The organism is Rhizobium jaguaris, assembly GCF_003627755.1.
GTDB classification, from domain to species: domain Bacteria; phylum Pseudomonadota; class Alphaproteobacteria; order Rhizobiales; family Rhizobiaceae; genus Rhizobium; species Rhizobium jaguaris.
Window position 1 is genome coordinate 4,265,151 of sequence record NZ_CP032694.1, and the last position, 13,837, is coordinate 4,278,987.

At 59.9% G+C, this 13,837-nt stretch carries 14 protein-coding genes and 1 pseudogene; 11 read left to right on the forward strand and 4 right to left on the reverse strand.

Features of this window, described 5'->3' with window-relative positions; translation table 11 throughout:
• Positions 1-94: 94 nt before the first annotated feature.
• A complete protein-coding gene (locus CCGE525_RS20775) occupies positions 95-1,438 on the forward strand; it encodes a formimidoylglutamate deiminase (RefSeq protein WP_120705943.1) in 1,344 nt (447 codons plus the stop codon).
• An 82-nt stretch (positions 1,439-1,520) separates the two neighbouring features.
• Positions 1,521-2,240 (forward strand): histidine utilization transcriptional repressor HutC, encoded by a 720-nt coding sequence (gene hutC, locus CCGE525_RS20780; RefSeq protein WP_120705944.1) that lies wholly within the window; start codon positions 1,521-1,523, stop codon positions 2,238-2,240.
• Here hutC and CCGE525_RS20785 read toward each other — a convergent pair.
• Positions 2,224-2,403: a hypothetical protein gene (locus CCGE525_RS20785; RefSeq protein WP_120705945.1), complete on the reverse strand. Its 180-nt coding sequence runs from the start codon at positions 2,401-2,403 to the stop codon at positions 2,224-2,226. The two genes, hutC and CCGE525_RS20785, sit on opposite strands and share 17 nt — an antisense overlap.
• 244 nt (positions 2,404-2,647) lie before the next feature.
• On the opposite strand from CCGE525_RS20785, the gene CCGE525_RS20790 reads away from it, so the two are divergent.
• From CCGE525_RS20790 to CCGE525_RS20820, 7 genes and pseudogenes are all read left to right on the forward strand, one after another.
• Positions 2,648-3,247: a TetR/AcrR family transcriptional regulator gene (locus CCGE525_RS20790; protein WP_120705946.1), complete on the forward strand. Its 600-nt coding sequence runs from the start codon at positions 2,648-2,650 to the stop codon at positions 3,245-3,247.
• A 294-nt stretch (positions 3,248-3,541) separates the two neighbouring features.
• Entirely contained in the window at positions 3,542-4,165 is a 624-nt protein-coding gene (locus CCGE525_RS20795; protein ID WP_120705947.1) for a single stranded DNA-binding domain-containing protein, read from the forward strand.
• Between the two features lie 164 nt (positions 4,166-4,329).
• Positions 4,330-5,187 (forward strand): cytochrome b/b6 domain-containing protein, encoded by an 858-nt coding sequence (locus CCGE525_RS20800; protein WP_120705948.1) that lies wholly within the window; start codon positions 4,330-4,332, stop codon positions 5,185-5,187.
• Positions 5,184-5,960: a molybdopterin-dependent oxidoreductase gene (locus CCGE525_RS20805; protein ID WP_120705949.1), complete on the forward strand. Its 777-nt coding sequence runs from the start codon at positions 5,184-5,186 to the stop codon at positions 5,958-5,960. The genes CCGE525_RS20800 and CCGE525_RS20805 overlap by 4 nt, the downstream gene beginning before the upstream one ends.
• Before the next feature lie 113 nt (positions 5,961-6,073).
• The gene (locus CCGE525_RS20810) at positions 6,074-6,328 is read left to right on the forward strand and encodes a hypothetical protein (protein WP_120705950.1); all 255 of its coding nucleotides are present in this window, start codon (positions 6,074-6,076) and stop codon (positions 6,326-6,328) included.
• A gap of 178 nt (positions 6,329-6,506) precedes the next feature.
• Positions 6,507-6,739 (forward strand): annotated as a pseudogene (locus CCGE525_RS20815) (AbrB/MazE/SpoVT family DNA-binding domain-containing protein).
• 1 nt (position 6,740) lies between these two features.
• Entirely contained in the window at positions 6,741-7,148 is a 408-nt protein-coding gene (locus CCGE525_RS20820) for a type II toxin-antitoxin system VapC family toxin (RefSeq protein WP_120706526.1), read from the forward strand.
• Positions 7,149-7,309: 161 nt separating this feature from the next.
• Here the strand turns inward: CCGE525_RS20820 and CCGE525_RS20825 are convergent, their stop codons facing one another.
• Positions 7,310-10,465, reverse strand: coding sequence for an efflux RND transporter permease subunit (locus CCGE525_RS20825; protein WP_120705951.1), 3,156 nt, complete (start codon positions 10,463-10,465; stop codon positions 7,310-7,312).
• Positions 10,465-11,634 carry an efflux RND transporter periplasmic adaptor subunit gene (locus CCGE525_RS20830; protein ID WP_120705952.1) on the reverse strand — a complete coding sequence of 390 codons (1,170 nt, stop codon included), beginning with the start codon at positions 11,632-11,634 and terminating at the stop codon, positions 10,465-10,467. Before CCGE525_RS20830 ends, CCGE525_RS20825 begins: the two co-directional genes overlap by 1 nt.
• 201 nt (positions 11,635-11,835) lie before the next feature.
• Here CCGE525_RS20830 and CCGE525_RS20835 point away from each other — a divergent pair, with 201 nt between their 5' ends.
• Complete coding sequence (locus tag CCGE525_RS20835; RefSeq protein WP_120705953.1) at positions 11,836-12,456, forward strand: TetR family transcriptional regulator; 621 nt, start codon at positions 11,836-11,838, stop codon at positions 12,454-12,456.
• Here CCGE525_RS20835 and CCGE525_RS20840 read toward each other — a convergent pair.
• Positions 12,453-12,929, reverse strand: a complete 477-nt coding sequence (locus CCGE525_RS20840; RefSeq protein WP_120705954.1) for an Lrp/AsnC family transcriptional regulator — start codon at positions 12,927-12,929, stop codon at positions 12,453-12,455. The genes CCGE525_RS20835 and CCGE525_RS20840 overlap by 4 nt on opposite strands.
• Before the next feature lie 149 nt (positions 12,930-13,078).
• Here CCGE525_RS20840 and CCGE525_RS20845 point away from each other — a divergent pair, with 149 nt between their 5' ends.
• Positions 13,079-13,831 carry a tryptophan 2,3-dioxygenase family protein gene (locus CCGE525_RS20845; RefSeq protein WP_120705955.1) on the forward strand — a complete coding sequence of 251 codons (753 nt, stop codon included), beginning with the start codon at positions 13,079-13,081 and terminating at the stop codon, positions 13,829-13,831.
• The last annotated feature ends 6 nt before the right edge of the window (positions 13,832-13,837 follow it).

The window sequence follows — 13,837 nt, forward strand, 5'->3', positions numbered from 1 at the left end:
TACGCCTTTCCTTATGGGTCCATAATGTATATACATAATAAAAGACTGACAAGAGGGATTTTGGATTCTGCATCCAAAAGGAAAGGGTTGGACCATGACGAAACTTCACGCACGTTCGGCATTGCTTCGGGATGGCTGGCAACAGAATACCCGGCTAACCCTGGCAGATGGTCGCATCACCGAGATCGAGACTGATGTTGCGCCTGAGGTCGGCGACGAGCGCCATGACGTTCTGGTGCCTGCGATGCCGAATTTGCACAGCCATGCCTTTCAGCGAGCCATGGCCGGGCTTGCCGAAGTCCGAGGCCCGGCAAACGACAGCTTCTGGAGCTGGCGGACCGTCATGTACAAATTCGCGCTTTCGATGACCCCCGATCATGTCGAGGCGGTGGCCGCGCAGCTTTATATGGAAATGCTGGAAGCCGGCTTTTCCCGTGTCGGCGAGTTTCATTATCTGCATCACGACAAGGACGGCAGCCCCTATGCTGACATCGCCGAACTGGCCGGACGCATAGGCGCGGCAAGCGCTGAGACCGGTATCGGCCTGACGCTGCTGCCGGTCTTCTACGCGCATTCTGGCTTTGGCGGTGCCGCCCCCATCGATGGCCAGCGGCGCTTCATCAATTCGCTCGATCGGTTCGAAGCGCTGATGTCCGGCTGCCGGACGGTCGTTGACCGGTTGCCGGGCGCCGAACTCGGTCTTGCCCCGCATAGCCTGCGGGCAGTGACGCCCGAAGAGCTGACACAACTCGTATCGCTCGCCGGCGACGGGCCTATCCACATCCATGTCGCCGAACAGGTGAAGGAGGTCGAGGATTGCGTCGCCTGGTCCGGTGCACGGCCGGTCGAATGGCTGCTGGATCACGCCCCGGTCGACGCGCGCTGGTGCCTGATCCATGCGACCCACATGACCGACGACGAAACCCGGCGGATGGCTAAAAGCGGCGCGATTGCCGGTCTTTGCCCGGTAACGGAAGCCAATCTCGGCGATGGCACTTTTCCAGCACCCCTGTTCCTGGAGGAAGGCGGCCGCTATGGCATTGGCTCGGATTCCAATATCCTGATTTCCGTCCCCGAAGAACTGCGGCAGTTGGAATATTCCCAGCGCCTGGCGCTGAGGGCCCGCAATGTCGTCGCCACACCGGGCGGTTCGACCGCGCGCGCACTGTTTGGTCACGCGCTTGCCGGTGGCGGTACGGCATTGAATGCTCCGTCCGGGCTTTCGATCGGACACTACGCCGATATGGTTTCACTCGACGTGAGCAGCGCTCCCTATCTCTCCGGCGACCAGATCCTCGATCAGTGGATATTTGCGGGCGGCGTGGCCGTGGACAGTGTTTGGGCGCGGGGCCGCAAACAGGTCGAAGGCGGGCGGCACAACAGACGGGAAACAATTTCCGCACGATTCCGCGCTGCAATGACCGAACTAATCGGTTGAAAAAGAGCTTTTCCTCACGGCATACTGGAACCTAAACAATAAAGCGGCGAATCCCAGATCTCACGAGGAAGCGGTCGACGGCATGACCACAGGCAAAGAGGCGACCCTGCATCAGCGTATCCTGAGCGATATCGAGAGCCGGATCGTTTCCGGCGATTGGCCGCCCGGCCATCGGATTCCCTTCGAGCTTGCGCTGGCGGAACAATATGATTGTTCGCGCATGACGGTGAACAAGGTGCTGACGCAGCTCGCCCGGGCCGGGTTGATCGAGCGGCGCAAGCGCTCGGGGAGTTTCGTCACACAGCCGCAAGCGCAGTCGGCGGTGTTGGAAATCCACGACATCAAGTCGGAAATCCTGTCGCTGAATCTGCCCTACTCCCACAGGATCGTGAAGCGTGCCAAGCGCAAGGGTCGCCCCGAGGATGGGCGGCGACTGCAGTTTGCCGGCGCAGTCCCGGTATTGGAAATCACCTGCATCCACTATGCCGGTCAACGGCCCTTCTGTCTGGAGGACCGCGTAATTAATCTCAACGCCGTACCGGAGGCGGAGCAGGTCGATTTCGATGAATTACCGCCCGGGCCGTGGCTAATCAATCAGGTACCCTGGAGCACGGCCGAACACCAGATCCGCGCCATTCCCGCGGACAGCGAAGCGGCTGCCAACCTGGATATTGCCAAGGGCACCGCCTGCCTGGTCATCGAGCGACGCACCTGGAGCGGCCTCGGCCCAATCACCCATGTTCGTCTCACCTACCCCGGCGACCGTCATACGTTGGTGGCGCGTTTCACGCCGTCCAGCTGAAACCTGCGATGCTACTGACGCTGCGCAGGCTCGGCCTGCATGGGATAAGATTATCGGATTGACGGATAGGCCGCACGGGATTGACCAACAGGATGCTGAGTGCAACCAGCACCAGCGCCAGAATAAGGGTCAGGCCGATCAAAAGTGGACGAATCGCGATCATTTCGGTCCTCCAATCGTCCGAGTTCGACGTCTACAGATACAGCAAGGGGATTATCAGGCAACCAGCCTTATGGCTGAAACGTTGTATAAGGTTTGAAAGTTCCAACCGTAGCCCGAGAATTTCCAGGTTTCGTGAAGGCAAGAACAGCCGGTTCAAAAAACCGATGTCGCTGTACTCTCCCGGTGAGTTCGGTCTGCAGTTCTACAGGCTTGACAGGCACCCTACCAATAGGTAGGCAAAACGGATGAGCAATATTTCGACAAAAGCAGACGAAATCGTGCAATCGGCACGCGGCCTGATCATCGCGGGCGGCTACAATAGCTTCAGCTTCGCCGACATTTCCGCAGAGGTCGGCATTCGCAAGGCCAGCATCCATCACCATTTTCCGACCAAGGCCGATCTCGTTAGGATCGTCGTGGCGCGCTATCGGGAAGAGGCGCGGCAGGGCCTCGCCAGGGCTGATGCCAATATTGCCGATCCCATCGCCCGCCTTCGGGCCTATACAGGCTTCTGGGAAGCGTGCATCACAGACAACACCGCCCCCTTCTGCATCTGCGCCATGTTGGCCGCCGAGCTGCCGGTGCTGCCAGCCGATGTCGCCGTCGAAGTACGCGGCCATTTTCGCGATCTCGCAGGCTGGCTTGCGGCCGTGATGAAACAAGGGGAGGCCGAAGGCCGATTTGTTCTGCCGCGTCCGGCCGCGGAGGAAGCCCTCTCCTTCATGGCGACCGTACATGGCGCCATGCTCTCGGCGCGAGCCTATGGCGATCCCACAGTCTTTGCCACCGTCGTCGAACCGCTGTTCGACCGGCTAGAGCATCCCGCGTCAGGCGGAATCACCTAAAAGCGGATAAGATGCTCTAGATTCAAAAGATTAGAGCGACCTTTGCGCGTTCAAATGAACGCGCGGCGCTCTAGCAGTTCGCCATTAAAATTATCAATTTTCCGTTGTCTTAACGGGTAACGCTACTCTCACGCTTGTTTGATTGGCGGAGCTACCGAGTGGTAGATAGGATCTCGCCGTTGCATTGAGATGAGGATCTTTCCCAGTTCTCTCATGCAAGGAATTTTGTTGGCTGGCCTCGGCCGCTATCTCGAAAAGCCTACCGACTAGTAGGTATAGCAAGGGAGACTATTCATGGATCGCAAGCTTCTGACGAAGGGCGTATTGGCATTGGCAGCCGGCGCGGTCGTAACGCTCGCCGCCCTGCAGGGCGCCAACGCCGCCGATCGAGTCCGCGTACGCGGCACGATCGAAAGCCTCGATGGCGATACCCTCAAGGTCAAGTCTCGCGACGGCAAGGACGTCACCGTGATGCTGAAATCCGGCTGGGGCGTCACCGGCGTAACCAAGGCCTCGGCGGCCGACATCAAGTCTGGCGATTTCGTTGGCATTGCGAACGAGCCGACCGATAGCGGCGTTGCCGGCGCCATCGAGGTCGTGATCTTTCCAGCCTCGATGAAGGGCACCGGCGAGGGTGACCGCCCCTGGGATTCGAAGCCGAACAGCTCGATGACCAACGCGACGGTTGCCAACGCCGTAAAGTCGGTCAACGGCCCGACGCTGACGCTGACCTATAAGGGCGGCGAGAAGAAAATCAACATCCCGGACGGAACCCCTGTCGTGACCTTCGCATCGGCCACCAAGGACGATCTGAAGACTGGCGCCGGCGTCTTTATCACTGGCGAAACCGCAGGCGACGGCATGGTTTCCGCCGATCGCGTTGCCGTTGGCGTCAACGGCACCATTCCGCCGATGTAATCTTCCCGCCAAGGGAAGTTTGCAGGCCCGGCGGCACCCGCCCGCGAGGCTTGCCACGGCGCTCCGCATTCAGCTCTCTCGCTGACGGAGCGCCGCGCCTTCTCCGGTCGATTTGTGCTACTATGCAGCCTGGGTTCAGTGAAGATTTCGAGAGGAGCCTAGCGATGGCCGACATCGATGCGACCGGTGCGCCGCCTGTGCACCCCCGGACGATGTACATTCGTCGGCATTCGATCGTCACCCGCCTGACACACTGGCTGAATGTGCTCTGTCTTTCGCTGCTGCTGATGAGCGGCATGCAAATATTCAACGCCCATCCCGCCCTGTATTGGGGCCAATATGGCGCCAATGCCGATCCATCGTGGCTGCAGATATCGGCCACCGACGGCGACACCCAGCCCTATGGCACCTTCCGTATCGGCAGCCTGACGATCCCGACGACCGGCGTTCTCGGCGCCTCGAAAGAGGATGGTGAATGGACCGTGCGCGCTTTTCCCGCCTGGGCGACGATCCCGAGTTACCAGGATCTGGCAGCCGGCCGTCGTTGGCACTTCTTCTTCGCCTGGCTCTTCGTCTTCAACGGGCTGATCTATTTACTCTATGGCTTTGTCGCCGGTCATTTCCGCCGCGACCTGGCACCCTCGGGCGCCGAAGTCTCGCCGCGCAATCTCTGGCATGAGATCGTCGAGCATGCCCGCCTGCGCTTCCCGAAAGGCGAGAAGGCAAAGCGTTACAATGCATTGCAAAAGCTCACCTATCTGATCGTCATTTTCATTCTGTTACCGCTGATGCTGGCGACCGGGCTTACCATGTCGCCCGGCATCGATGCCGGCTACCCGTTTCTGCTCGATATTTTCGGCGGGCGGCAGACCGCGCGCGGCATTCATTTCATCACCGCCTGGACGATCGTGCTCTTCGTCCTCGTGCATGTGGCGATGGTCATCCTGTCCGGCCTCTGGAACAACATACGCTCCATGGTGACCGGCCGCTACGCCATCCGCACCGAAGGAGAGGACGCATGAGCAAGATCGTCAGCCGTCGCCGCTTCCTCATCGGCTCCGCCGCCAGCCTCGGCGCCATCGGTCTTACCGGCTGCGACGACATCACCGAGAACCAGAATGTCCAGAAGGTTCTGGCGCTGGCCGAAGGTCTGACCATGGGCACGCAACGCCTGCTCGTCTCGCCGCAGGCGCTTGCCCGTGAATATACCGACAAGGACCTCTCGCCGACCTTCCGCTCGAACGGCACGGATAACCCCGGCAGCGAGGACTATGCCGCCATGGTGGAAAACGGCTTTTCCACCTGGAAGCTGAAAATCGACGGCATGGTCAACAAGCCGATGGAGTTTTCGCTGGCCGACCTGAAGAAACTGCCGTCGCGCACGCAGATCACCCGCCATGACTGTGTCGAAGGCTGGAGCGCCATCGGCAAATGGACCGGCGTGCCGCTCGGCCTCATCCTCCAGAGCGCCGGGCTGAAACCGGGCGCGCGCTATGCGGTGTTCTATTGCGCTGACGAGTTGGAGCAGACGCTCGACGGCAGCGGCCGCTACTATGAAAGCATCGACCTGATCGACGCCTTCCATCCACAGACGATCCTCGCCTATTCGATGAACGGCAAGGATCTCGAAGTCGCCCATGGCGCGCCGCTGCGTCTGCGTGTCGAACGCCATCTTGGCTACAAGCATGCCAAATACGTCATGCGCATCGAAATCCGTGACAAGTTCAGCGACCTCTGGGGCGGCAATGGCGGCTTTTGGGAGGATCGCGGCTATGAATGGTATGCCGGAATCTGAACCGGAATTGCGTTAGTATGGTCTAATTTGTCGCAGGTCTTTCAAGGACGGAACACCTATGCCGCGAATGCGTTTGCTCAAAGGGCAATTAAGCCCAATCGGAGGAAATGCACATGCTGAGATCCATTTTGATCGCGGCCGCGTTTGCGGCTGCGGGCGTCGTGCCCGCCTATGCTGCATCCGCGGTGAAATGTGATGACGCTTCCATCACGGCCTTGCAGACCAAGGTGGATGGAATGACCGATCAGACGAAAAAAGCAGCCGCCACCAAACAGGTAGCCATGGCGAAGGATGCCATGAAGGCGCACAAGATCAAAACTTGTGTAACGCATATGGAAAATGCCTCAAAGGGCATGACCAAGATGTAACGGCGCACCCTGGCCTTGGTGGGATCAGAGCATGAGGCCCGGATGTCCGGGCCTTAAGTTTTTATGGCTGCGGCGAAACACCTACTTCGGCGGCTACCGAATCGGCAAGCGGACCGGCGTCTTGAAAGTCGCCACCAAAAGTAATACTTCTTTTTTGCCAATCATTAGCGGGACACTCATGAGTACGACCGTAACCGCAAAAGGACAGGTGACGATCCCGAAGGCCGTTCGCGATATCCTCGGAATCGGCCCCGGAGCCCGGTCGATTTTCGTCGTGCTGCCGATGGTAGCATCGTCGTGGTTCCACTGGAAGCGGATAAGCAGATTAGCCGCTTCGCCAAATTTCGAGGACATGCCGGAAAAGGCCTGAGCACGGACGAGATTATGGCTCTGACGCGTGGCGACGACTGAGGTGATTTTCGTCGATTCCAACATACTTCTGGATATCATCACGGATGATCCGGTTTGGTATGACTGGTCTGTCGACCAACTCGACAACGCATCGCTCGCCGGTCCCCTCTATATCAATGACGTTGTCCATGCCGAGGTTTCAGTTCGCTACGAACGGATTGAAGATCTCGACGATCTGCTTACAGGGACCGGTATCGGCATCCTGTCGATTCCACGGGCGGCACTTTTTCTTGCCGGCAAAGTTTTCGGCCAATATCGGAGAGCTGGTGGAACGCGCACCGGTGTCCTACCCGATTTCTTTATCGGGGCTCATGCAGCCGTCAGCGGTCTCCCGGTACTCACGCGCGACACGAAGCGCTTCCAGACCTACTTCAAGTCACTAACGCTCATCAGTCCGCCGGCTGCGTAAGTGCATCGGCCGGCCCTCTGTTATGGCCCAGAGCGCTCGACCGCGTCTCACCCCTGGATCGGCAGGCGAGTCCTCTTCCACAGATCCTTTGATTTACATCGTAAAAATGGCGCCCAACGGCGCCATCTCCAAAATCGATATTCGATTGCCGCACTTGGTCCCTACTCCGCCGCCTCAGCATGGCCGCGGCTGATCTCTTCCTCCTCGTCGTCCTCTTCCGGCTTCGGCTGTTTCCAGGCGATCAAGCGGTAGAACATCGGAATGAAGAAGGTGGCTATGAAGGTCGCCGCCAGCATGCCGCCGATGACGCCGGTACCGATGGCGTGGCGGCTTGCGGAGCCCGCGCCGGTGCTGATCGCCAGCGGCACGACGCCGAGAATGAAGGCGAGCGAGGTCATGACGATCGGACGGAAGCGCAGGCGCGCCGCCTCGAGCGCCGCCTCGCCGGCGCTCATGCCGTCCTTTCGTTTCAGGACCGCGAACTCGACGATCAGGATGGCATTCTTCGCCGCCAGACCGATGAGCGTCACCATGCCGATCTGGAAATAGACGTCATTGGTGAGCCCGCGCAGATAGGTGGCGAGCAGGGCGCCGAACAGCGCAAAGGGGATCGCGGTGATGACGGCGAGCGGCAGGCTCCATTTTTCGTACTGCGCGGCAAGAATTAGGAACACCATGATGATGCCGAAAACCATTGCCTGCGTGCCCGCGCCACCGGTTTCCAACTCCTGATAGGCCGAGCCCGTCCAGGCGATCTGGAACCCATCGGGCAGGGTCTGTGCCGCCACTTCCTGCATCGCCTTGATCGCGTCGCCCGACGTATAGCCCGGTGCCGGATTGCCGGTGATCTTGGCGGCGTTGAAGGCGTTGTAGCGTTCCAACTGATCCGGCCCGATGACGCGCGTCACCTTGATCAGCGTATCGAGCGGGATCATTTTGCCACTGTCGGAACGCACGAAGACCTGGCGCAGATCGTCGGGCGATTCACGGAACGGCGCTTCAGACTGCAGGTTGACCTGATAGTTACGGCCGTAAAGCGTGAAGTCATTGACATAGAGGCTGCCGAAGGTCGCCTGCATGGCGTCGAAAACCGAGTTGATCGGCACGCCGAGCGCCTTCGCCTTCTCGCGATCGAGGTCGGCACGGAACTGTGGCACGTTGGTGTCGAGCGTGGTGCGTACCGCCGCCAGCTCGGGCCGCTTGGAAGCGGCCGCCACCAGCTTGTTCGTCTGTTCGGCCAGCCCCTGAACGCTCTTGCCGGTGCGGTCCTGGACATAGACTTCGAAACCGCCCGTGGTCGAAAGGCCCTGGATCGGCGGCGGATTGAAGGCGAGCACCATGGCGTCCTTGATGCCCATATTGGCGCCGATCAAGGGACCTGCGAGATTGCGGGCGTCCAGCGCGGGCGTCGTGCGCTGGCTCCAATCCTTGAGCGTCACGAAGGCGACGCCGGCGCTGCTTTTCAGGCCGCCCGAAAGCAGGTCGAAGCCGGAAACGGCGAAGACGTCTTCGACCCCAGGGATCTTCTTGGTGTTGATCAGCGCCTGATCCATCACCGCTTGCGTGCGGGGCAGCGACGCTGCGGGCGGCAGGATGGCGAGTTCGAACAGCACGCCCTGGTCTTCATCCGGCACGAGCGATCCCGGCAGCGTATAGAAGAGATAGCCGGTCGCTCCGAGCAGGCCAGCGACGAGCACGCAGCCGAGCAGGGCACGCTTCAGGAAGAAGGCGACGCCCGCCGTGTAGCCGCGCGTCAGCCGGTCGAAGGCGCGATTGAAGATGCGGAACGGCAACACCGGCTCATGATGGCCGGGCTTCAGGATCAGCGCGCAGAGCGCCGGCGTCAGCGTCAGCGCCACGATACCCGACAAAGTGACCGAAATCGCGATGGTGACGGCAAACTGCTTGTACATCTGGCCTGCAAGGCCGCCCATGAAGGAGACCGGGATGAACACCGCGCAGAGTACGAGCACAATGGCGATGACCGGGCCGGTCACTTCGCCCATCGCCTTGATCGCCGCCTTCTTGGGCGACAGTTTCTCGGTCGACATCAGGCGCTCGACGTTTTCGAGCACCACGATGGCGTCGTCCACCACGATGCCGATGGCAAGCACTAGGCCAAACAGCGTCAGCAGGTTGATGGAGAAGCCGAGCGCATACATGCCGGCAAAGGTGCCGACGATCGAGATCGGCACGGCGATGACGGGAATGAGCGTCGCGCGCCAGTTCTGCAGGAAGACGAAGACGACGATGACGACAAGCAGGATTGCTTCGATGAAGGTGTGAATTACCTCCTCGATCGACACCTGGATGAACTTGGTCGTGTCATAGGGGATCTGGTAGGAGATCCCTTGCGGGAAGGATTTCTGCAGCTCGTCGAGACGCGCGCGCAGAGCCGACATCGTGTTCAGCGCGTTGGCACCCGGCTGCAGATAAACGGCGATCGGGATTGCCGGCGTGCCGTTCAGACTGCTCTGGATCGAGTAGCTCTTGGTGCCGAGCTCGATGCGCGCCACATCCTTCAGCCGCAGTGTCGCGGCATTGGCATCCGAACGCAGGATGATGTCGCCGAAAGCATCGACATCCGGCAGGCGTCCCTGCGTCGTCACTGTGTAGGTGAATGGCTGAGCATTGTTGTCGGGTTGGTCGCCGAACCTGCCGGCGGCAAATTGCGAATTCTGCTCCTGGATAGCGGTCGAGACATCACTCGGTGTCAGATTATACTGCGCCAGCTTGTCCGGCCGCAGCCAGATGCGCATGGAGTAGTCGATATCGCCGAGCAGGTTAACGTCGCCGACGCCGGGAATGCGCTTGAGATCATCGATGACATTGAGCAGCGCGTAGTTGCCGACGAATGCGCGGTCGTAGCGGCTGTCGGTCGAGTACATCGCAACGAAGCCGAGAATCGAGGTCGAGCGCTTGGTGACGACGACGCCGAGACGGGTCACGTCCTGCGGCAGCGTCGAGACGGCGCGCTGCACGCGGTTGTTGACGTTGATCGCCGCCTGATCCGGATCAGTGCCGAGCGCAAAGGTGACGGTGATCTGCATCGCGCCGCTGTTGGAGTTCGTCGACTGCATGTAAAGCATGTTTTCGACGCCGTTGATCTGCTGCTCCAACGGTGCGGCAACAGTCTGGGCCACCGTCTCGGCGCTGGCGCCGGGATAGCTGGCGGTGACGACCACCTGCGGCGGCGTCAGCTCGGGATATTGCGCGATCGGCAGGATGCGCAGGCAGACGATGCCCGCAAGCACGATGATGATCGAGATCACCGCCGCAAAAACGGGGCGATCGATGAAGAACCTGTTGCCCAACATCAGTTTTGCGCCACCTTGTTCGCATCATTAGGCGTTGCAGCTTCGGCCGCCTGCACCGGCGCGCCGGGGCGCACCTTGATGATGCCTTCCGTGATCAGCTTGTCACCGGCATTGAGGCCGGACAGCACCAGCCAGTTGCTGCCGACCTTCTGGCCAAGCGTCACCGGGTTAACACGCGCTTTGCCGTCCTTGTCGATCGTGTAGACGAACTGGCCCTGCGGGCTCTGCATCAGGGCCACTTCCGGAATGGTGATGGCATTGTCGAGCGAAACACCGGTGACGGTGGCGCGCACGAACTGGCCGGGCAACAGCCGGCGATTGGGGTTGTCGACCACGGCGCGGGCTTGCAGCGTGCCCGTCGAAACATCGATGGTGGACGAGGTGAAGTCGACAACGCCGTCATGGTCATAGGTCGTGCCGTCGCCGAAAGAGATCTTCACGCCAAGGTTAGGCGCTTGACCCTTGGCCTTCTTGAGGTCGATTAGCCGGCGCACTTCGGCGGCTTCCGTATCCGAGAACGAGAAGTTGACATAGACCGGATCGAGCTGCGTGATGCTTGTCAGCAGGCCAGTATCGCCCGTCGTGCCGATCAGGCTGCCTTCGGAGACCTGTTCCAGGCTGGTGATGCCACCGACCGGCGCCGTGACCTTGGTGTAGCCCAGATTGAGCTGTGCAGTCTGAACCTGCGCCTGCGCTGCCGCGACCGAAGCCTCCGCCAACTGCCGCGCCGACGTCGCATCGTCTCGCGCCTTTTGTGTGACGGCATTCTGGTCGAAGAGGTTGACGTTGCGCTTTTCCTCACGCTGCGCCTGGGTCAATTGCGCCTGGGCTTGCTGCAATTGGGCCTGGGCCTGGGCAAGGGCAGCCTCGTAGGGGGCGGGGTCGATCAGGAAAAGCACGTCGCCGGCTTTGACTTCGGCGCCTTCGACGAAGTTCCTTTTCAATAGGATACCACCGACACGGGCGCGGACGTCGACTTGCCTATAAGCCGAGATGCGCGCAGCATATTCGTAGGTGAGCGGCACGGTCTGAGGCTTGACGTCGACCACAGTCACTTGCGGCGGCGGCATTTGTCCGGCCTGCTGGGCTTGCGAGGAAAGCGCGCCGAAAAAGAGGACTCCGGCCGCAATGAGGCCGCTGCGCAAAAAGAAGGAGGAATGCGCCGTCATGGAAAATCACCGTGAGTTTTAACATTTTCTATTGCAGCGCAACATACAAACATGCATGAATGATTGTAAATATCAAATCGACGTGACCACTTGCATGACCGCTAAAACTGCCTGGCAGTTCTTGGAGAATATCATGTAAAATCAATGTGATGAGGCGAGATGAAATAATTTCTCGTCCGCCGGGAAATTCGGGGGGATAGCATGCGCAGAACCAAGGAAGATGCAGCCAAGACCAGGGAGGAGGTACTGGCTGCCGCTGCTCAAGTTTTTTACGAAAACGGCGTCAGCGGTTCCAGCCTCGACAAAATCGCCAAACGCGCCGGCGTGACGCGCGGCGCGATCTACTGGCATTTCAAGGATAAAGCTGAGCTGCTTACGGCGTTGCACAGCGAAATCCGCCTGCCGCAGGAGGCAATCGTCGACCACGCGCTGGAACATGGGCACGACGATCCGCTCGGCTTGATCGAGCAGGGCTCGATCGAGGTGCTGCATATCCTGGCAAATGACGAGCAACAGCAGCGCATCTTCGCCATCATGATTCTCGGCTGCGAATTCACCGAGGATCCCTCCGACGTCGCCCAGCGCATCGTCACCGCCAATGCCGAAATGTACGAAAAGCTGCAGAAGCTGATCGACATGGCCGATCGGCAAGGCAAGCTCGCTTCCGCCTGGACCGTCGACGCCGCCGCCCGCGCTTTCCAATGCTCCATGAACGGCCTCTTTGCCGAATGGCTCCGCTCGGGCAAGTCGTTTCCGGTGGTCGATGTCGGCGAGAAGCTGGTACGCAGCTTGATAGGCTCGATGCGGCTAAGCGCGGTTTAGCGGCTGCTCCCGATATGCCACGCCGCGTCGGCAAACGAGATGTCCGATTTGATCTCCCGCGTCGACATCGACGTCATCGTATGACGCACACCGGGCAGCCGGTTCAGTTCCTGGCGCAGCAACCGGTCTAGCGCTGCCATGTCGGCGGCCAGGATATGCAGGAGATAGTCGGCCTCCCCGGTCGTCGCGTGACAGCGCCAGATCAGCGGATGACGGCGCACGGCCGCTTCGAACGCCTCGAAAAGCTCGACATCGATCGACACCTGCACGAAGGCTTCCAGACCGAAGCCGAGCTGCGCCGGATCGAGGATCGTCCGGTAACCTTTGATCACGCCAGCCTCTTCGAGCGCCTTCACCCGCTTCCAGCACGGCGTCTTGCTGAGACCGACGAGATCGGCAAGCGCGGCAAAGGAGATGCGGGCGTCAGCTTCCAGAGCGGAAATGATTTTGTGATCGAGCGCATCCAAGTCCATCGTTCTCTCCATTACCCAAATTATAGCCGACCGTACTCCCGGTCCTCGATTTTGGATGACAATTAGGAACAATGTTCAAGCAGAAATTTCGTATCCTTCAATCAGGGCAAAGATGCTAGCGGCCGAAGGCCGGGACAAAGGGAACGAAGATGCAGAAAAAAGACTATTACACGCGCATCGAGGCGCCTGAATTGCGCGACTACGGCGTCTACCTGCAATGCGACAAGCTGCTTGCCTGTCAGAAGCCGTTGAACGAGATGGTCAATGGCGACGAATTGCAGTTTCAGATCGTCCATCAGGTGGAAGAGCTCTGGATGAAGCTCATCGCCTACACACTGGTCGATGTGATCGCCTTCATCGAAGAGAACAATACGCATCGCGTCGTGACGCTGATGGGCCGCGTGCATCGACTGATGAAGATGATGACAGCGCAGCTCGATCTGCTCGAAACCATGTCGCCAAAGGAATATCAGCAGATCCGCCTGCAGCTCGGCAATGGCAGCGGCCAGGAATCACCCGGCTTCAAGTTTCTGCTGCGCATGCCGCCGGATCTCTGGCGTGCCTTCAAGGCTCACTACCTCGACAAGCCGGGGCTGACGGTCGAAGATGTCTATGACGGCAAATACGATCACGGCGACAGCTATGTCGTCGCCGAAGCGCTGGCGGAGTTCGATGAGCTCTTCCAGAAATTCCGCGCCAACCACATCTATCTGATCCAGCGTTCGATCGGTCTTGGCTCGAAATCCCTCAAGGGCCGGCCGGTGGAATTGTTGCAGGCCGGCGCCCACCATCGCTTCTTCCCCGATCTCTGGGATATCCGAGCCGAGATGACCGACCGCTGGGGCAGCCAATACGGGGTGGTGCGCGATTCCATTTCCAAGCATGAAGACGCGGCGGAATAGAGTACT